The organism is Vibrio sp. 070316B (genome assembly GCF_013114115.1).
GTDB lineage: Bacteria > Pseudomonadota > Gammaproteobacteria > Enterobacterales > Vibrionaceae > Vibrio > Vibrio chagasii_B.
In genome coordinates, this window is the sequence record NZ_VTYC01000042.1 from 26,539 (window position 1) to 44,788 (window position 18,250).

The window sequence follows — 18,250 nt, forward strand, 5'->3', positions numbered from 1 at the left end:
AACTATTAAATATTATCGACTGACTGACCTGACAGTGCAGCACGAATTGATTTATCCATACGACGTGAAGCAAAGTCTTGGCTCGCTTTGTCGGTATTCTTAATTTCTTGTTCAATGGCATCAGCACTGTCGCCGTTGCGCACTTCAATCAGCGTTTCAATGGCTTGTAGCAGCTGTTGTTTCTCTTGCTCGTTAAGCAGTTCGTCACCGTCAACTTGCATTGCAGCGATCAGGCCTTCAATAACGCGATCCGCTTCTACGCGTTGTTCCGCAAGAGCACGCGCTTGCATGTCTTCTTTCGCAAACGTCATAGAGTCTTTCAGCATGTTAGCAACTTCATCATCGCTCAGGCCGTAAGAAGGCTTCACTTGGATTTCAGCTTGAACACCCGTGCTCTTTTCCATAGCAGTTACAGACAACAGGCCATCAGCATCCACTTGGTAAGTCACACGAATATGCGCTGCACCAGCAGCCATAGGTGGAATGCCCTTCAGAGCAAAACGAGCCAATGAGCGACAATCGTCAACCATTTCACGTTCGCCTTGAACGGTGTGTACTGTCATTGCAGTTTGACCGTCTTTGAACGTAGTAAATTCTTGTGCGCGAGCTACTGGGATCGTGGTGTTACGCGGAATAATCTTTTCTACTAGGCCACCCATGGTTTCGATACCTAGTGAAAGTGGGATTACGTCCAGTAGCAACATTTCTGAATCAGGTTTGTTACCTACTAGAATATCCGCTTGAATTGACGCACCAATCGCAACTACTTCATCAGGATTAATGCTGGTTAATGGCGTACGACCAAAGAAGTCACCTACCATTTCACGTACTAGTAATGTACGAGTTGAACCACCAACCATGACTACTTCTAGCACTTCATCCGCATCAACTTCTGCATCTTTTAGAGCACGACGACATGAAAGTAGTGTTTTCTTAACTAGAGGCTTGATGATCTCTTCAAACTCTTCACGAGTTAATGAACCAGACCAACCTAGAACTTCCACATCAACACTTTCTGATTCAGACAAACCAATTTTAGCTTCCGTTGCTGCATCGAGAAGCGCACGGTTTTGTTCAGCAGTTAGCTCTGATAATCCCATTTGCTCTTTGAAATGATCAGCAACAAGGTGGTCAAAATCATCACCGCCTAGTGCAGAGTCACCGCCAGTAGCTAGAACTTCAAAGACACCTTTAGACAAGCGTAAAATAGAGATATCAAACGTACCGCCGCCTAAGTCGTAAACCGCGATCACCCCTTCTTTGCCTGAATCCAGACCGTAAGCAATCGCTGCCGCCGTTGGTTCATTTAGAAGACGTAATACATGAAGACCAGCCAGCTGCGCCGCGTCTTTAGTACCAGCACGTTGTGCATCATCGAAATACGCAGGAACGGTAATCACCGCACCAGATAGCTCACCGCCTAATGTAGACTCAGCTCGTTGACCTAGCGCTTTCAGAATATCTGCAGATACTTGAATCGGGTTCTTGTTGCCTTGCTCTGTACGGATCACAGGCAGACCATTATCACTTTCTTCAAACTGATATGGCAGAGATGGGTATCGTTGCTGAATATCAGCCAGTGAGCGACCAATCAATCGCTTAACTGAGATAATGGTATTTTTAGGATCAGTCTGTGCATTTGCACGTGCTTCATCACCAGTCGTATGTGAGTCTGACTGATAGTGAACAACGGAAGGCAGAATGCTACGACCATCTTGATCAACGAGCGTGCTCGCCTCACCACTGCGCACTGACGCAACCAATGAATTTGTTGTACCTAAATCAATACCCACAGCAAGCTTATGCTGGTGAGGAGCGGCGCTTTGCCCTGGTTCTGCAATCTGAAGTAGTGCCATGGATGTGTCCTTGTTGTACCAACTAGCCGATCAAACGATCTTCAACTAGCTCGATTTCATTCTTTAATTTTGCAATAAACTTAAGCTTTCTTACTCGGTCTGCTGCTTCTAACCAAGCCTGGCTGTCGAGTTCTTGTTGGATAGCGCTTAATTGTTGTTTATACATTTTGCTAACCTTTCCTTCAAATGCAAACAATGCATCTTCCGGGTCAGAACTGTCGGCGATGTCTTCAAGCTCTTCACGCAGTTCCATTTGCTCCATAAGGAACATTGGGTCTTGCATGGTTTGCTGCTCGCCGCGAATATCCTCACCATGTTGTACTAACAGGTATTCAGCGCGGCTGATTGGATTCTTCAGCACCTGATACGCATCGTTAATTTGCGCTGCTTTTTGCACGGCTAGCAAGCGATCTCGCTCAGAAGCTGTAGCAAATTTATCAGGATGGAATTGACGTTGCAGATCTCTAAACTGAGAAGAAAGAAGGCTACCATCCAGCTGGAACTGAAGTGGTAGCCCAAATAATTCGAAATGATTCATGTAACGGTGGTCCTAAGTTTAGGCTCTGAATCAGAGCCTAATTTTATTCTTCGCTCACTATAAACGTTCTACGATTGAAGCGTTTATACGTTGAAGCTCTCACCACAACCACATTCGCCTTTCGCGTTAGGGTTGTTGAATTCAAAACCTTCGTTTAGGCCTTCTTTTACGTAATCAAGCTCCGTACCGTCTAGGTAAACTAAGCTCTTTGGATCAATGATGACCTTCACACCTGAATGCTCGAACACTTGGTCTTCTTCGTTAAGCTCGTCAACGAATTCTAGTACATACGCCATACCCGAACAGCCAGTGGTTTTAACCGCTAAGCGCAACCCGATACCTTTACCTCGGTTATCTAGGAAAGCTTGAACTCGGCTTGCCGCCGTATCTGTCATGGTGATGGCCATACTACAACCTTGTGTTTTATATAAAATTGAGAACTCAGGGGGAGCACAAAGGATGCTCCCAAATATTGCTTATTATTGGTGATTACTTATAGAAACGATTAACGCTTCTTTTTGTAATCCGCAACTGCTGCTTTGATTGCATCTTCAGCAAGAATTGAACAGTGAACTTTCACAGGTGGCAACTCAAGCTCTTCTGCGATTTCAGAGTTTTTGATAGCAGCCGCTTCATCAATGCTTTTACCTTTAACCCACTCAGTGACTAGTGAGCTAGAAGCGATTGCGCTACCGCAACCGTAAGTCTTGAATTTCGCGTCTTCGATAATACCTTCTGGTGTTACCTTGATTTGCAGTTTCATTACGTCACCACAAGCTGGTGCGCCAACCATACCGCTACCTACACTTGGGTCTTCTTTATCAAACGAACCTACGTTACGTGGGTTTTCGTAGTGATCAATTACTTTTTCGCTATATGCCATGATAGTTACCTCGAATCCTCTATTTCCGTGAGATTAGTGATGTGCCCACTCAACAGTGTTCAAATCAATCCCTTCTTTATACATATCCCATAGAGGAGACATGTCGCGTAATTTGTTTACCGCTACACGGATTTGTGCAATCGCGTAGTCGATTTCTTCTTCCGTTGTGAAACGGCCGAATGAGAAACGTACTGAGCTGTGTGCCAGTTCATCGTTTAGACCAAGAGCACGTAGAACGTACGATGGCTCTAAGCTTGCTGATGTACATGCAGAACCCGATGATACTGCTAGGTCTTTTAGAGACATAAGCAGAGATTCACCTTCAACGAAAGCAAAGCTCACGTTTAGGTTGTGTGGTACACGTTGGTCTAAGTCACCGTTTACTGTTACCGCTTCTAGATCCTGAACACCTTTCAGTAGGCGCTCACGAAGTGCTAGTGCGTGATCGTAATCTTTCTGCATGTCTTGCTTAGCAACAGCACACGCTTCGCCCATACCCACGATTTGGTGAGTAGCAAGCGTACCAGAGCGGAAACCACGCTCATGACCGCCACCGTGCATTTGCGCTTCAAGACGAATACGAGGCTTACGACGAACGTAAAGTGCACCGATACCTTTAGGACCATACATCTTGTGAGCTGAAAGTGAGATTAGATCAACTTTAGTCTCTTTTACGTCTAGTGGGATTTTACCCGCAGACTGAGCTGCATCAACGTGGAAGATGATCTTGCGAGAACGACATAGTTCGCCGATTGCATTGATATCTTGGATAACGCCGATTTCGTTGTTTACGTGCATGATAGAAACAAGAACTGTGTCTTCACGCATTGCAGCTTGTAGCTTGTCTAGATCGATGATGCCGTTTGCTTCTGGCTCTAGGTAAGTTACCTCGAAGCCTTCACGCTCTAGTTGACGACATGGATCAAGAACCGCTTTGTGTTCTGTTTTGCACGTGATTACGTGCTTACCTTTCTTCTCGTAAAAGTGCGCTGCACCTTTAATAGCAAGGTTATCTGACTCTGTAGCACCAGAAGTGAAAACAATTTCACGTGGGTCTGCATTTAGTAGGTCAGCAATTTGCTCACGAGCATTATCTACTGCTTCTTCTGCCTGCCAGCCGTAACGGTGTGAACGAGATGCAGGGTTACCGAAGTTACCGTCCATCGTCATGCACTGAACCATTTTCTCAGCAACTCGTGGATCGACTGGGCATGTAGCTGAATAGTCAAAGTAAATAGGCAGTTTCATTTTCTACTCCAATGTAAAAACTGACCGCTATGAGCGGGCATTAACACCGTGAGGTGCTGCACTAATCGTTGTAGTGCTCGTATTTTTATGTGCAAAACTATTGTTAACCGCAAGATCAATATCTTGGCGATCAGAAATCTCTAAAACTTCGTTATCTTTCATCAGCTCACCGAGCGTAATGTCGTTTAAGAAGCTGCTGATTCGGGAGCTTAAATCACGCCAAAGGGTGTGAGTTAAACAACGACTACCACCTTGGCAATCTGCTCGACCGTGACACTTAGTTGCATCTACTGATTCGTCAACTGCTGCAATCACAGTTCCAACAGCGATGTCGCCCGCTTCAGCGCCAAGACGGTAACCACCACCTGGGCCACGAACACTAGCAACTAAGCCAGCTTTACGTAACTTAGAAAAAAGTTGCTCTAAGTAAGATAACGAGATGCCTTGTCGCTCTGAGATGTCAGCCAGAGGAACTGGGCTTTTTTGCGAATGCAGTGCTACATCTAGCATAGCCGTTACCGCATATCTTCCTTTAGATGTAAGTTTCATATCACACCGTATCCACATTGTTTATGTGGTTGGAATCTTCCCATACCTGACTAAATTGGTCAAGTATTTTACCTGACTATTTTAGTCAGGTATTCATCCTTACAGTGAGCATGGCTTTTACTGGCTATTTTTGCTCTTCTCGATAGAGGTCAAAATACCACGAAGCGTGTTGATCTCTTGAAGTTCTGGACGCGCACGACTAAACAGGCGACGTAACTTATTCATCACCTGACCAGGCTTATCCTTAGAGATAAATTGGGTATCGATGATGACTTTTTCAAGGTGTTCGTAGAACATTTCTAGTTCTTCGTGACGAGGGTACTCATCTTGTGGCTGAGGCTTGTATTGGCTAGCCACCATATCAAGATGAGCAACACGAACTTCGTAGCTCAGCGTCTGTACAGCCATCGCTAGGTTTAGCGAGCTGTATTCAGGGTTTGCAGGAATACATACGTGGTAATGACACTTTTGTAGTTCTTCATTCGTTAGGCCTGTGCGCTCGCGACCGAAGACTAATGCTACAGGGTGCTTTTGACCTTCAACGGCAAACTTTTCACCACACTCACGAGGCTCAAGCATTGGCCATTCAAGGGTACGTGAACGAGCACTTGAACCGACAACCAAACCGCAGTCTTTTACGGCTTCGTCTAATGTAGAAACAATAACCGCATTTTCAGCGATGTCACCAGCACCAGCAGCCAGTGCTAAGGTCTGCTCGTCAACTTCACACTGAGGGTCTACAAGAACTAACTGACTTAAACCCATCACTTTCATTGCGCGAGCTGCTGATCCGATATTTCCCGAATGAGACGTACCAACCAGAACGACTTTTACATTGTCTAACATGCTATATGACACCACTTTAAAAATAATCGCGAGATATTAACACATAGCAAAGTAAAATGGTCAGACCCTTCGCGTAATGTGAATCTAAGAGTTCAAAAAATAACCACTTCCCTTTTGGTAAAACTTTGGTATACTCGCCGCCGCTTTAAATTGTTCTTTAACATCTTGTGGGAAAAACCATATGCATCCAATGCTAAACATTGCGATACGCGCTGCGCGTAAAGCTGGCAACCATATTGCTAAATCTCTAGAAACAACTGATAAGATCGAAACGTCTCTAAAAGGTAACAACGATTACGTTACTAACATTGCTCAAGAAGCTGAGTACATGATCATTGAGACAATCAAAGCATCTTACCCAGAGCACAGCATTATTTCTGAAGAGAAAGGCCTAATCGAAGGTAAAGACTCTGACGTACAATGGATCGTTGACCCACTAGATGGCACCAACAACTTTGTAAAAGGTTTCCCTCACTTCTCTGTATCTATCGCTGTTCGCATGAACGGTCGTACAGAAGTTGCTTGTGTTTACGACCCAATGCTAAACGAGCTATTCACAGCTCAACGTGGCGCTGGTGCTCAACTAAACAACGCTCGTATGCGTGTTACTCAGCTTAAAGACCTTCAAGGTACTGTTCTAGCAACTGGTTTCCCATTCAAAGCTAAGCAACACTCTGAGTCTTTCATGAAGATCATCTCTGGTCTATTCATCGACTGTTCTGATTTCCGTCGTACTGGTTCTCCAGCACTTGACCTATGTTACCTAGCGGCTGGCCGTGTTGACGGTTACCTAGAGCTAGACCTAAAACCATGGGATATGGCTGCAGGTGATCTAATCGCACGTGAAGCAGGCGCAATCCTGACTGATTTCGCTGGCGGTACTGACTACATGAAGTCTGGTAACGTTGTTGCTTCAAGCGCACGTGGTGTTAAGTCTATTCTTAAGCACGTTCGTGAGAACGCAAACGAAGGTATGCTGAAGTAATTCAGGCCTTATGCTTATAGTCTCTATTCAATAGAGAGCTAAAAATTCAAAGCCTCGCACACGCGGGGCTTTTTTGTATCTGTGATTCAGGGATGCGAGATGCGAGATGCGAGATGCGAGATGCGAGATGCGAGATGCGAGATGCGAGATGCGAGAAGAATAGCGCTTATGACATTAAGTGCAACTCACCTCGACCGTAATTTTTCTTGAGTTTCACTACAAAATACAGGCATAAAAAAACCGCTAGTTGCCTAGCGGTTTTTCTGTTTAGCGAAACGTATTAAGCCAAGGCTTATGGCATTTCGTCAAACTCTTCACCTTCTTTTTCCACTTGTGGTGGCATTAGGTGTTCACGCGTAATACCCAACTTCATAGCTAGTGCAGATGCAACGTAGATAGAAGAGTAAGTACCAACCGTAATACCCAGTAGAAGTGCGGTTGCGAAACCGTGAATCATTGCGCCGCCCTGAACAAACAGTGCGATAACTACGAACAAGGTTGTACCAGAAGTGATCAATGTACGGCTCAACGTTTGTGTGATTGAGCTGTTCAGCACTTCAGGTGCTTCGCCTTTACGCATCTTACGGAAGTTCTCACGAATACGGTCGAATACAACAATGGTATCGTTGAGGGAGTAACCGACTACCGTTAGCAAGGCTGCTACGATGGTAAGGTCAACCTCAATTTGCATCAGAGAGAATACACCCAGCGTGATGATAACGTCGTGCGCCAGTGCAAGTACCGCACCTGCCGCCAAACGCCACTCGAATCGCACTGATACGTAGATCAAAATACAGATAAGAGAAACCAAGATAGCAAGGCCACCCGCTTCTGTTAGCTCATCACCTACGTTAGGACCAACGAACTCGATACGACGCATTTCAACTTGTTCACCTGTGCCTTTCTCGATAGCTGAAAGGATTTGGTTACCAAGCGTCTCGCCTGCAACGCCGTCACGAGGACGTAGACGAACCATTACATCACGAGCTGAACCGAAGTTCTGTACCGTTGCATCACCAAAGCCTTCAGCTTCAAGTGCACTACGGATATCAGGAAGGTGTGCTGGTTGTTCAAAGCCAACTTCAATCAGAGTACCGCCTGTAAAGTCTAGACCCCAGTTCAACGATTTCGTTGTTAGGGTGAAGATAGCCGTACCAATCATCAAGATAGAAAGAACAAAGGCAACCTTTGACCAACGCATAAAGTCGATCATTTTGTCTGCTTTTAGAATCTGAAACATATTAATTCCTAGCCTTAGATCGACAGTTTCTTAACGCGTTTGCCGCCATACATCAGGTTCACGATACAACGTGTGCCGACAATAGCTGTAAACATAGAAGTCAGGATACCGATAGACAGCGTTACCGCGAAGCCTTTAATCGCACCAGTACCAACCGCAAATAGAATGATTGCAGTTAATAGAGTTGTGATGTTCGCATCGGCGATTGTGCTGAATGCGTTCGCGTAACCTTGGTGAATTGCTTGCTGTGGACTGCGTCCCTCTCGAAGTTCTTCACGTATACGCTCAAAGATCAGTACGTTCGCATCGACCGCCATACCGACCGTTAATACGATACCGGCAATACCTGGTAGCGTCATGGTTGCACCTGGGATCATCGACATCACACCAATAATCAGTACCAAGTTCGCCATTAGCGCAACGTTCGCGATAAGACCAAAGCTACGGTAGTAAAGCAGCGTAAATAGCATTACTGCAGCCATACCCCAAACCATCGCCATGATACCCATATCGATGTTTTGTTGTCCCATAGATGGACCAATCGTACGTTCTTCAACAATCGAGATAGGCGCAATCAGAGCACCTGCACGAAGTAGAAGTGCCAAGTTATGAGCTTCAGCTGTAGAGTCGATACCAGTAATACGGAAGTTACGGCCAAGCGCTGATTGAATCGTCGCTTGGTTGATCACTTCTTCATGCTTAGTAAGAATCACTTTGCCTTCAGGTGTCTTACGACCGCTGTCTTTGTACTCTGCAAATACCGTCGCCATTAGCTTACCGATATTTTGACGAGAGAACGCAGACATCTTGCTACCACCTTCGCTGTCTAGCGAGATGTTAACTTGAGGACGACCATATTCATCAACACTTGAGCTTGCATCTGTAATGCTAGAACCACCTAGGATAACGCGCTTCTTAAGTACCACAGGGCGACCATCACGGTCTTGCTTAATTTCGCTACCAGCTGGGGCACGACCAGAAGCTGCAGCGGCTAAGTCAGCACTGCTATCAACTTCACGGAATTCAAGCGTTGCTGTCGCACCAAGGATTTCTTTAGCACGAGCCGTGTCTTGAACACCTGGCAATTCTACTACGATACGGCTAGCACCTTGACGTTGAACCAAAGGCTCAGCAACACCAAGTTCGTTCACACGATTACGTAGAATGGTAATGTTTTGCTCTACCGCGTAATTACGGATTTCTTGAAGACGAGCTTCAGTGAAGTTAGCAATCAAAGAAAAACGACCATTCGAGTCAGAGTCTACGAATGTCATATCTTGGTGCTTAGATTGCAGTAGCGATTTCGCTTCAGCAAGCTGCTCTTCATTACGTAAGATCACTTCTACCGCATCTTTACCCGATGGACGAATAGCACGGTAACGGATCTTCTCTTCACGAAGTTCACTACGGAATGCTTCTTCTTGTTGGCCAACTAGCTTTTCCATTGCAGCGTCCATATCCACTTCCATTAAGAAGTGAACACCACCACGTAGGTCAAGACCAAGCTTCATTGGTGCAGCACCAATAGATTCAAGCCAATCCGGTGTTGAAGCCGCTAGGTTTAATGCAACGATAACGTCTTCGTCTAATGCTTCAGTGATAACATCACGGGCACTAATTTGAGAGTCTGTGTCGTTAAAGCGAACAAGAATGGAACCGTTTTCTAGAGCAACGGATTTAGTTGAAAGGTTTTCTGCTTCAAGAGCATTGGTGACAGCATCCAGCGTAGACATATCTACAGAGGCGCCACGCGCCCCTGTAACTTGAACTGCCGGATCTTCACCGTATATATTCGGAAGTGCGTACAACGCAGCGATGGCAATGGTAAACACCACCATCAGGTACTTCCATAACGGATAACGGTTTAGCACAGCGAGGATCCTCTAGCTGTTTATAGAGATTTCAGAGTACCTTTTGGTAGCACTGCTGTAACGAAGTCTTTCTTGATAACTACTTCGTTGTTTGCGTTCAGTTCGATAGCAACATAGTCGCTGTCTTCTGCAATCTTAGTGATTTTACCGATCAGACCACCGCTAGTTAGAACTTCGTCGCCTTTGCCCATAGAAGCCATTAGGTTCTTGTGCTCTTTAACGCGCTTAGCTTGTGGACGGTAGATCATGAAGTAGAAGATCACAGCGAACATACCTAGCATGATAAGCATTTCGAAACCGCCGCCTGCTGGTGCACCTTCTGCTGCTGCGTGAGCTTGAGAAATAAACATTTAAAACATCCTCTATTTATATTTTCGTAATTGTTTGTCTAATTGGGTCGTATCCCTTTATTTTCAAGCCCCATCCCTCCGAAGAGAGACAGGGCTCGCAAAAAAGAAATACTAAGATTCTTTACCTAGTGGTGGCACTTCACGCCCCATTCTTGCGTAGAACTCTGCAACAAACTCTTCAAAGCGGTCTTCATCGATAGACTGACGAATGTCAGACATTACTCGTTGGTAGAAACGCAGGTTATGAATCGTGTTCAGTCGAGCACCTAGGATTTCGTTACAACGATCCAAGTGGTGTAAGTACGACTTGCTGTAGTTCTTACAAGTGTAACAGTCACACTCTGAATCTAGTGGTGTTGTATCGGTTTTATGCTTCGCATTACGGATCTTGATCACACCTTCAGTCACAAACAGGTGGCCGTTTCGTGCATTTCGCGTTGGCATTACACAGTCAAACATGTCGATACCACGACGAACACCTTCAACTAGGTCTTCAGGTTTGCCTACGCCCATTAGGTAACGTGGCTTATCTTCAGGCAGTTGAGGACATGTGTGCTCAAGAATGCGGTGCATGTCTTCTTTTGGTTCGCCTACTGCTAGGCCGCCAACTGCGTAACCGTCGAAACCAATTTCAGTTAGGCCTTTAACCGATACATCACGTAGGTCTTCGTACACACCACCTTGAACGATACCGAATAGTGAGTTCGGGTTTTCAAGTTTGTCGAAGTGGTTACGAGAACGCTCAGCCCAACGAAGAGACATCTCCATTGAGTCTTTCGCTTCTTTGTGTGTCGCAGGGTAAGGCGTACACTCATCGAAGATCATTACGATGTCTGAACCTAGGTCTTTTTGGATTTCCATCGACTTTTCAGCGTCCATGAAGATCTTGTCACCGTTTACAGGGTTACGGAAGTGAACACCCTCTTCAGTGATTTTACGCATCGCACCTAAGCTGAATACTTGGAAGCCGCCTGAATCGGTCAGGATAGGACCTTGCCAGTTCATGAAATCGTGCAAGTCACCGTGCATTTTCATGATTTCTTGACCAGGACGTAGCCATAGGTGGAACGTGTTACCTAGTAGGATTTCAGCACCTGTGTCTTTTACTTCTTCAGGAGTCATACCTTTTACAGTACCGTAAGTACCTACAGGCATGAATGCTGGTGTTTCAACGGTACCGCGTTCAAACTGAAGTTGACCACGACGTGCACCAGCGTTAGTTTTTTTAAGTTCGTATTTTAATTTCACGAAGCCTCCAATATGCCAGAGAAACAATCTGACTGTTAATTCAGAGCTTAAGTTAGCCTTAATACTCTATGAGGAGCGGTCGCGTATTCCTTGCGAGAGATTAGACAGAGACCCTGCCCGACTCCTAGCTTACTGCTAGCACCCGTAAATTCTTATTTATATCGCTTATAACCAGCTTAAATTAGCTGGTTTTCTTGTTGATGAACATAGCATCACCATAGCTGAAGAAGCGGTATTCGCTCTTCACTGCATGATCGTATGCAGCCATCACGTTGTCGTAACCTGCAAACGCACTCACCAACATGATCAGAGTCGATTCAGGTAGGTGGAAGTTAGTGATAAGACAATCCACCAACTGGTATTTGTAACCAGGGAAGATAAAGATTTCTGTATCACCAAAGAACGGCACTAATTCAGTACCGTTTTTCAGAGCATCTTGTGCTGCGCTCTCTAGAGAACGAACCGATGTTGTACCCACTGCGATGATGCGCCCGCCGCGTGCTTTGGTCGCAGCAACCGCATCCACTACTTCTTGCGGTACTTCAACGTACTCTGCATGCATGTGGTGATCGTTGATGTTGTCTACTTTTACTGGCTGGAATGTGCCCGCACCAACGTGCAGTGTTACATAAGCAAACTCAACGCCTTTCGCTTTCATATCTGCCATTAGCTTGTCGTCAAAGTGAAGACCAGCTGTGGGTGCAGCTACTGCACCTGGCTTTTCATTATAGACCGTCTGGTAACGCTCTTTATCTGCGTCTTCATCTGGACGATCAATATAAGGAGGCAGTGGCATGTGACCAACACTGTTCAGAATCTCTAGAACGCTTTGATCAGATGTGAAATGGATTTCAAATAACGCATCATGACGTGCGACCATTTCTGCTTCGTACTCATCATTCTCACCAAGGAACAGCTTAGTGCCTGGCTTTGGTGATTTAGAACAACGAACATGAGCCAGAATGCTTTTCTCATCCAGCATACGCTCAACCAACACCTCAAGCTTACCGCCTGAAGCTTTGCGACCAAATACACGAGCAGGGATAACGCGCGTGTTATTGAAAACAACCAGATCGCCTGGTTCAACCAAGTCTAAAACGTCCTTGAACGAACCATCAGTTAGGTTGCCGTTATTGCCATCTAATTTAAGCAGACGGCTTGCTGTACGCTCTTCTTGAGGGTAGCGAGCAATGAGTTCATCTGGTAGGTCAAAGTGAAAATCTGAAACTTGCATTTTTCTGGTCTTGTTTGGTTGATGAATGAGTAGACGCGACTAAAAATTTCGCAGTGGGCTAGTATAGGCACACGAGCTGCAATAGCAAGGTTTACAGCAATGGATTATTGTAAAGAGGCGTAAAATTATGCGACTTAATCCGCTCTCCAGTGAAATGAAATAGTTGTGTAAAACTCACCCAAAAATGCGCCAGCTCTCAGTTATTTTTTGGATAAAAAACTATAGTGATAACAACAAATAAATAATAAGGAGGTTCGTATGATCAAGGTTGAAGATATGATGACTCGCAACCCTCATACTTTATTGCGCTCACACTCACTGGCCGATGCTAAGCACACCATGGAAGCGCTTGATATCCGCCACATACCAGTCGTCGATGCCGATAGAAAACTATTGGGCGTAGTTACCCAACGAGACGTTCTCGCCGCCCAAGAATCAAGCCTACAAAACATTCCGCCAGCTCAATCTTTTACTCTATCTACTCCTCTCAACGACATTATGCACAAAAACGTTATGTCAGTAGAGCCTCGAGCTGGGTTAAAAGAGTCTGCTATTTACATGCAAAAACACAAAGTGGGCTGCTTACCAGTGGTCAGCCATGGCGAATTGGTTGGCATCATCACCGACAGTGACTTCGTCACCATCGCGATCAACTTGCTTGAACTACAAGAAGAAGTAGAGCCAGAAGAAGCTGAAGTGGATTAACCGTTGAGTATGCAAAACAAAGAGCGGCTTTAATAGCCGCTCAAAGATATAAATTAAATACGCTGACCAATGATATCTCTTACAGTAACTCAGATACCACATCGGCTAATTGGTGGAAGGTTTCACGACGTGATGAGCTTGGTCGCCACACAAGGCCGATGTCGCGGTAGGCTTGCTGACCTGGAGGATCGATCACAACGAGATTCTGGTTTTCCAATAAACCGTGATCGATAGCCATCTGCGGGATAAAGGTAGTACCTAAACCGTTCGCGACCATCTGCACCAAGGTGTGAAGACTCGTTGCTGTGAATGGGTTGATCTTCTCTTTATCAGTTAACTTACACGCTGACACTGCGTGTTCGGTTAAGCAGTGTTCATTTTCCAACAAGAATACCGATTCGTCTGGCAGGTCGTCATATTTAATAGGGACACGGATTCCATCCGCTTGATTACGACTGATCACCATTCTAAAAGGATCTTGCCCAACCACTTTGCTCTCCATGTTGTCGATATCAACAGGCAGAGCCAGAATCAATACATCTAACTCACCATGGCGCAGTGCCGCGAGTAAGTTCGTTGTCGTGTCTTCACGTAGCAGTAAGTTTAGCTGAGGAAAGCGCTGGTTGGCTTCTTGTACCAAATCGCACAAAAGAAATGGCGCAATGGTAGGAATGCACCCTACTCGCAGCTGACCTTGCATCGCATCGCCGTTACATAGGTTTCCGAGTTCAACCAAATCTTGCCCTTTCGCCAATAACTCTCGACCGTGCTTCACCACCAGCTCTCCCGCTTGAGTAAAAACAAGTGGGCTCTTCTTATCTTTTTTCTCATACAGAGGGCAACCGATCAGCTCTTCTAGGTTTTGGATACCTTTACTAAGAGTTGATTGGCTGACGAAACAGCGATCAGCGGCGTCGCTAAAGTGGCGTGTTTCGTGAAGAGTAACAAGATAGTGAAGTTGCTTAAGACTTGGCCATTTATTCATGAAATTACTTTGTAATATGAGTAGGATAAGTTACACGAAGGTCCTAAGACCTAAGAAAAGGACAAAGAATAAGCTTATCGCTTTTTTCGATGAACTTAATCTATTTAATTCGCTTTTTTCTATAGTACCGATTGTACTATAGTTTGTCGCGTAGAAACGGAGCCCAAACAAAGATGTGTTGGGCCAACTAATTTTTTAGGAGATTCCAAAATGGTACTAGTAGGTCGTCAAGCCCCTGACTTTACTGCAGCAGCTGTTCTAGGTAACGGTGAGATCGTTGATAACTTCAACTTCGCAGAATTCACTAAAGGTAAGAAAGCGGTTGTTTTCTTCTACCCACTAGACTTCACTTTCGTTTGTCCTTCAGAGCTAATCGCTTTCGACAACCGTCTAGAAGATTTCCAAGCTAAAGGCGTTGAAGTAATCGGTGTTTCTATCGATTCTCAATTCTCTCACAACGCATGGCGTAACACTGCTATCGCTGACGGCGGTATCGGTCAAGTTAAATACCCACTAGTTGCTGACGTTAAGCACGAAATCTGTAAAGCATACGATGTTGAGCACCCAGAAGCAGGCGTTGCTTTCCGTGGTTCTTTCCTAATCGACGCTGACGGTCTTGTACGTCACCAAGTAGTTAACGATCTTCCACTAGGTCGTAACATCGACGAAATGCTACGCATGGTAGACGCACTAAACTTCCACGAGAAGAACGGTGAAGTTTGTCCTGCACAATGGGAAGAAGGTAAATCAGGTATGGACGCATCTCCAAAAGGTGTTGCAGCATTCCTATCTGAGCACGCTGACGACCTAAGCAAGTAATTACATTCTTAAGCCCGACTCAACACGGGTGAATGGTTGGATGACTCTCTATAAAGAGAAATAAAGCATAAGCTACAGCGCAAAGCGCATCGCCAATCAGTTAAGAAGTAAAGTCTTATTCAAAGCCCGAAGTTAACGCTTCGGGCTTTTTGCATCTATTGCTTCAACAATGGTTTATTGCTTGCTCATCTCCACTATGAATAGGGGTAACCGCAAAGCGAAACTTTACCTCTATTTTCCTCTATCGCTACCTATTCAGAATCGTCTCAAGATTGCTATGATTTCCACAGTCTCAATTTGAACGAGTAAAATATCATGAACATCGAAATTGAAGTTTGTATCGATAACCTAGAATCTCTACACAATGCCCTAGCAGGCGGAGCTAATCGTATTGAGCTCTGCTCTTCACTGGCACTTGGTGGGTTAACCCCGAGCTTCGGAATGATGAAGCAAGCGGCAAGAATTTCGTCCGTTCCGGTCTACGCGATGATACGCCCAAGGCAGGGTGACTTCATATTCGATGATGACGATATGATCTGTATGCTTGAAGATATTGAAGCTTGTGCAAGTGCAGGATTGGATGGGGTCGTACTTGGTGTGTTAGCACCAAACGGAAGTATTGATATGCCAAAAATGCAGCAACTGGCTGAAAAAGCGCACTCGTTAAAGCTTGGGATTACCTTTCATAGAGCCATCGATCAAAGCGCTGACTTCCAAGCAGCATTAGAGCAGGTCATCACTCTTGGATGCGAAAGAATCCTGACATCAGGGCTTGCTGTTAATGCTGAGCAAGGCATCAATGTGTTGTCAGCAATGGTAAAACAAGCCAATGGCAGAATCGATATAATGGCAGGGGCTGGCGTCAACGCAACGAATGCCAAAACGATTCAAAGCACCACTCAAGTGCCTGCACTTCATCTTTCTGGAAAATCGACAAGAGCAAGCCTAATGGAAAACAACTCAAGTGCTCAAATGGGCAGTGATGATATTGATGATTATCAGATCCCCGTGACAGATGCGAGTAAGATATCCGATGTAAGAGCCTCTCTCATCGCTTAGGGTAACAGTCGCTAACACAAATCTAGAGAAGCTCGCTGACTAATCTAACTGACTGACGTATATTAGATTTAATAGTGCAGAAATTTTTCATGGATAGATATGGCCAAAGACTTATTCAGCTCTCTTGATTTAAACCTGTTACGAACATTCCTGATTGTTTATCAAGAAAAAAACACCAGAAAGGCTGCGGAGCGACTCTTTGTTTCACAGCCTGCTGTTAGTCAAGCTTTGCAGAAGCTGCGTCATCACTTTTCGGATGACTTATTTGTTAAAGTCCACGGAGGTTTGCAAGCCACAGCATTTAGCGAACAGCTAGCAAATGAAATCACACCTCATTTAGATGGTTTGAAAACGGCGATTAACTCTTCAAATACCTTTGACCCCAAAGAAATCGACTACTCAATAAAAATCGCGCTTTCCCCTGTCGTACTTTCATGTTTGTCGGGGGCTCTTTACAAAATCATCAAGCAACAGGCACCTAACTGCGAGCTAGAGCTAACGAGCTGGACGACATCCTCAGCTGAAGACATACAAAAAGAAAAAATCTTTTTAGGCGTTGCTTATCAACTCTCTGATGTTTCAAAAGAAATTCATATTCAAAAGCTCATTGATATTGATGGGCAGCTATTTGTAAGAAAAGATCATCCAATAAGAAAATCAATTGTCACCCCACAAGATTTGGCAGGCTATGAGATTGCATCACTAATATCACCAGGTTGGAACGATAACTTTAGTCAAGCTTCACGAATATTAGAAACCCACTCGATTCCTCATCGCGTTGGATTCCGTTCTGAAATGGTATTAGCTCTTATAGATGTTCTGCTTAATTCTGATATGTACATGCCACATTCCACCCTCTTTCCTATCCACAACTATCCCAACCTGAGAGCCATTGATGTAGACATCGCGAGCGAACTAAAAACGGTGGGAGTGTATAGTCATATACATATAAAGAATCGTAATAACCCTCTTCATATGTGGCTCTGCGATGTTGTTCAGCAAGCACTAAATGAACATGTTAATAAGTAATACTTATTACAATTATACAAAATACTACTTAGCCTAAAAATAAAACACTGTTTAATATTAGCCCTATTAAAACGGATACTGAACTACGAAGGATCGTGCAGTTAAGTTAACCCTAAATAGAGACTAATATGAAAATTGCACTTACTACCCTAATTTCAGCTTCACTACTTTCTGTTCCAGTTTTTGCAAACAACTTTGACAGCCAACACCGTGTTGGTCTCGGTTACAGCAAAACTCAAGTTTCCGACTGGCTAACAGACGATACTGTTGATTGGGGTAACGGTATCAAGCTTGAATATGGTTATGAATTTAACCGTATCGTAGGTATCAACGTTTCTTACGCAACTAACAGTGACGATGAAAGCGTTGAAGGTTTCAAAGCTGAAATCGATGGTTACAAGTTCCAAGTTGATGCTGACATAGGTTATAAGTTTGATTTAGATGGTTTTTCTTTAAAACCTTATGGTGTTCTAGGCCTAGCTCGTCAAAGCGAAGATAACTCTATTAGCTATTTAGATAGAAAGTGGACTGAATCATATAACGATACCAGCTTAGTTGTTGGCCTAGGTGGCCGAGCTGAATTCGGACAACACCTATACACTGATATGCGCTTTGAATTCGCGACTTACGATGACGTAGATTACGACACATTCTCATGGACTGTCGGCTACCGCTTCTAATCAATAAAAAAGCCAGCGTCTCTGAACTGACCCCCAATAGTTGGACACCAATTATTGGGGGTCTTTTTATGTCCAAATATAGCCGAGAGCTAAAATGTATCATTGCTAAGCAATATTTAGATGGC

The 18,250-nt window shown here is 44.6% G+C and carries 19 protein-coding genes; 6 read left to right on the top strand and 13 right to left on the bottom strand.

The genetic code is table 11. The annotated features are described in order from the left end of the window. Window positions 1-5: 5 nt before the first annotated feature. The 7 genes from hscA to trmJ form a co-directional block, all read right to left on the bottom strand. Window positions 6-1,856 carry a Fe-S protein assembly chaperone HscA gene (gene hscA / locus F0251_RS22200; protein ID WP_171731844.1) on the bottom strand — a complete coding sequence of 617 codons (1,851 nt, stop codon included), beginning with the start codon at window positions 1,854-1,856 and terminating at the stop codon, window positions 6-8. Between the two features lie 22 nt (window positions 1,857-1,878). Further along, a complete protein-coding gene (gene hscB, locus F0251_RS22205) occupies window positions 1,879-2,394 on the bottom strand; it encodes a co-chaperone HscB (protein WP_008222752.1) in 516 nt (171 codons plus the stop codon). Window positions 2,395-2,477: 83 nt separating this feature from the next. Next, entirely contained in the window at window positions 2,478-2,801 is a 324-nt protein-coding gene (gene iscA, locus F0251_RS22210) for an iron-sulfur cluster assembly protein IscA (RefSeq protein WP_105059077.1), read from the bottom strand. Between the two features lie 98 nt (window positions 2,802-2,899). Next, a complete protein-coding gene (iscU, locus tag F0251_RS22215) occupies window positions 2,900-3,277 on the bottom strand; it encodes a Fe-S cluster assembly scaffold IscU (protein ID WP_004740340.1) in 378 nt (125 codons plus the stop codon). A 33-nt stretch (window positions 3,278-3,310) separates the two neighbouring features. Then, complete coding sequence (locus tag F0251_RS22220) at window positions 3,311-4,525, bottom strand: IscS subfamily cysteine desulfurase (RefSeq protein WP_008222744.1); 1,215 nt, start codon at window positions 4,523-4,525, stop codon at window positions 3,311-3,313. A 27-nt stretch (window positions 4,526-4,552) separates the two neighbouring features. Continuing rightward, a complete protein-coding gene (gene iscR / locus F0251_RS22225; protein ID WP_032498688.1) occupies window positions 4,553-5,074 on the bottom strand; it encodes a Fe-S cluster assembly transcriptional regulator IscR in 522 nt (173 codons plus the stop codon). Window positions 5,075-5,191: 117 nt separating this feature from the next. Continuing rightward, window positions 5,192-5,920 carry a tRNA (cytosine(32)/uridine(32)-2'-O)-methyltransferase TrmJ gene (gene trmJ, locus F0251_RS22230; protein WP_061033301.1) on the bottom strand — a complete coding sequence of 243 codons (729 nt, stop codon included), beginning with the start codon at window positions 5,918-5,920 and terminating at the stop codon, window positions 5,192-5,194. 181 nt (window positions 5,921-6,101) lie between these two features. Here trmJ and suhB point away from each other — a divergent pair, with 181 nt between their 5' ends. Then, complete coding sequence (gene suhB, locus F0251_RS22235; protein ID WP_171731845.1) at window positions 6,102-6,905, top strand: inositol-1-monophosphatase; 804 nt, start codon at window positions 6,102-6,104, stop codon at window positions 6,903-6,905. Window positions 6,906-7,197: 292 nt separating this feature from the next. On the opposite strand, the gene secF is transcribed toward suhB, so the two are convergent. The 5 genes from secF to queA all read right to left on the bottom strand — a co-directional run bounded on the left by secF (window position 7,198) and on the right by queA (window position 12,848). After that, window positions 7,198-8,145: a protein translocase subunit SecF gene (secF, locus tag F0251_RS22240; RefSeq protein ID WP_008222741.1), complete on the bottom strand. Its 948-nt coding sequence runs from the start codon at window positions 8,143-8,145 to the stop codon at window positions 7,198-7,200. A gap of 14 nt (window positions 8,146-8,159) precedes the next feature. Further along, window positions 8,160-10,016, bottom strand: a complete 1,857-nt coding sequence (gene secD, locus F0251_RS22245; RefSeq protein WP_004740346.1) for a protein translocase subunit SecD — start codon at window positions 10,014-10,016, stop codon at window positions 8,160-8,162. A 20-nt stretch (window positions 10,017-10,036) separates the two neighbouring features. Further along, window positions 10,037-10,366 (bottom strand): preprotein translocase subunit YajC, encoded by a 330-nt coding sequence (gene yajC, locus F0251_RS22250; RefSeq protein WP_008224112.1) that lies wholly within the window; start codon window positions 10,364-10,366, stop codon window positions 10,037-10,039. Window positions 10,367-10,477: 111 nt separating this feature from the next. Continuing rightward, window positions 10,478-11,614, bottom strand: coding sequence for a tRNA guanosine(34) transglycosylase Tgt (gene tgt, locus F0251_RS22255; protein WP_004740348.1), 1,137 nt, complete (start codon window positions 11,612-11,614; stop codon window positions 10,478-10,480). A gap of 181 nt (window positions 11,615-11,795) precedes the next feature. Next, window positions 11,796-12,848 carry a tRNA preQ1(34) S-adenosylmethionine ribosyltransferase-isomerase QueA gene (queA, locus tag F0251_RS22260; protein WP_105059076.1) on the bottom strand — a complete coding sequence of 351 codons (1,053 nt, stop codon included), beginning with the start codon at window positions 12,846-12,848 and terminating at the stop codon, window positions 11,796-11,798. Between the two features lie 258 nt (window positions 12,849-13,106). Here queA and F0251_RS22265 point away from each other — a divergent pair, with 258 nt between their 5' ends. Continuing rightward, window positions 13,107-13,553, top strand: coding sequence for a CBS domain-containing protein (locus F0251_RS22265; protein ID WP_004740350.1), 447 nt, complete (start codon window positions 13,107-13,109; stop codon window positions 13,551-13,553). A gap of 79 nt (window positions 13,554-13,632) precedes the next feature. Here the strand turns inward: F0251_RS22265 and F0251_RS22270 are convergent, their stop codons facing one another. Further along, a complete protein-coding gene (locus tag F0251_RS22270) occupies window positions 13,633-14,538 on the bottom strand; it encodes a hydrogen peroxide-inducible genes activator (RefSeq protein WP_017632986.1) in 906 nt (301 codons plus the stop codon). Window positions 14,539-14,748: 210 nt separating this feature from the next. Between F0251_RS22270 and F0251_RS22275 the strand changes: the two genes are divergently transcribed. The 4 genes from F0251_RS22275 to F0251_RS22290 all read left to right on the top strand — a co-directional run bounded on the left by F0251_RS22275 (window position 14,749) and on the right by F0251_RS22290 (window position 18,125). Further along, a complete protein-coding gene (locus F0251_RS22275) occupies window positions 14,749-15,357 on the top strand; it encodes a peroxiredoxin C (RefSeq protein ID WP_004740353.1) in 609 nt (202 codons plus the stop codon). A 315-nt stretch (window positions 15,358-15,672) separates the two neighbouring features. After that, window positions 15,673-16,416: a copper homeostasis protein CutC gene (locus F0251_RS22280; protein WP_061033304.1), complete on the top strand. Its 744-nt coding sequence runs from the start codon at window positions 15,673-15,675 to the stop codon at window positions 16,414-16,416. Between the two features lie 99 nt (window positions 16,417-16,515). After that, complete coding sequence (locus tag F0251_RS22285) at window positions 16,516-17,445, top strand: LysR family transcriptional regulator (RefSeq protein WP_061033305.1); 930 nt, start codon at window positions 16,516-16,518, stop codon at window positions 17,443-17,445. A gap of 128 nt (window positions 17,446-17,573) precedes the next feature. Further along, the gene (locus F0251_RS22290) at window positions 17,574-18,125 is read left to right on the top strand and encodes a porin family protein (protein ID WP_061033306.1); all 552 of its coding nucleotides are present in this window, start codon (window positions 17,574-17,576) and stop codon (window positions 18,123-18,125) included. Window positions 18,126-18,250 lie beyond the last annotated feature (125 nt).

Excerpts from the sequence above, each read along its gene's own strand:
- suhB (WP_171731845.1), top strand. The coding sequence starts at position 6,102 with ATGCATCCAATGCTAAACATTGCGATACGCGCTGCGCGTAAAGCTGGC.
- F0251_RS22290 (WP_061033306.1), top strand. The coding sequence starts at position 17,574 with ATGAAAATTGCACTTACTACCCTAATTTCAGCTTCACTACTTTCTGTT.
- F0251_RS22280 (WP_061033304.1), top strand. The coding sequence starts at position 15,673 with ATGAACATCGAAATTGAAGTTTGTATCGATAACCTAGAATCTCTACAC.
- F0251_RS22275 (WP_004740353.1), top strand. The coding sequence starts at position 14,749 with ATGGTACTAGTAGGTCGTCAAGCCCCTGACTTTACTGCAGCAGCTGTT.
- F0251_RS22220 (WP_008222744.1), bottom strand. The coding sequence starts at position 4,525 with ATGAAACTGCCTATTTACTTTGACTATTCAGCTACATGCCCAGTCGAT.
- F0251_RS22285 (WP_061033305.1), top strand. The coding sequence starts at position 16,516 with ATGGCCAAAGACTTATTCAGCTCTCTTGATTTAAACCTGTTACGAACA.
- hscA (WP_171731844.1), bottom strand. The coding sequence starts at position 1,856 with ATGGCACTACTTCAGATTGCAGAACCAGGGCAAAGCGCCGCTCCTCAC.
- F0251_RS22270 (WP_017632986.1), bottom strand. The coding sequence starts at position 14,538 with ATGAATAAATGGCCAAGTCTTAAGCAACTTCACTATCTTGTTACTCTT.
- iscA (WP_105059077.1), bottom strand. The coding sequence starts at position 2,801 with ATGGCCATCACCATGACAGATACGGCGGCAAGCCGAGTTCAAGCTTTC.
- queA (WP_105059076.1), bottom strand. The coding sequence starts at position 12,848 with ATGCAAGTTTCAGATTTTCACTTTGACCTACCAGATGAACTCATTGCT.
- trmJ (WP_061033301.1), bottom strand. The coding sequence starts at position 5,920 with ATGTTAGACAATGTAAAAGTCGTTCTGGTTGGTACGTCTCATTCGGGA.
- iscU (WP_004740340.1), bottom strand. The coding sequence starts at position 3,277 with ATGGCATATAGCGAAAAAGTAATTGATCACTACGAAAACCCACGTAAC.
- F0251_RS22265 (WP_004740350.1), top strand. The coding sequence starts at position 13,107 with ATGATCAAGGTTGAAGATATGATGACTCGCAACCCTCATACTTTATTG.
- yajC (WP_008224112.1), bottom strand. The coding sequence starts at position 10,366 with ATGTTTATTTCTCAAGCTCACGCAGCAGCAGAAGGTGCACCAGCAGGC.
- hscB (WP_008222752.1), bottom strand. The coding sequence starts at position 2,394 with ATGAATCATTTCGAATTATTTGGGCTACCACTTCAGTTCCAGCTGGAT.
- iscR (WP_032498688.1), bottom strand. The coding sequence starts at position 5,074 with ATGAAACTTACATCTAAAGGAAGATATGCGGTAACGGCTATGCTAGAT.
- secF (WP_008222741.1), bottom strand. The coding sequence starts at position 8,145 with ATGTTTCAGATTCTAAAAGCAGACAAAATGATCGACTTTATGCGTTGG.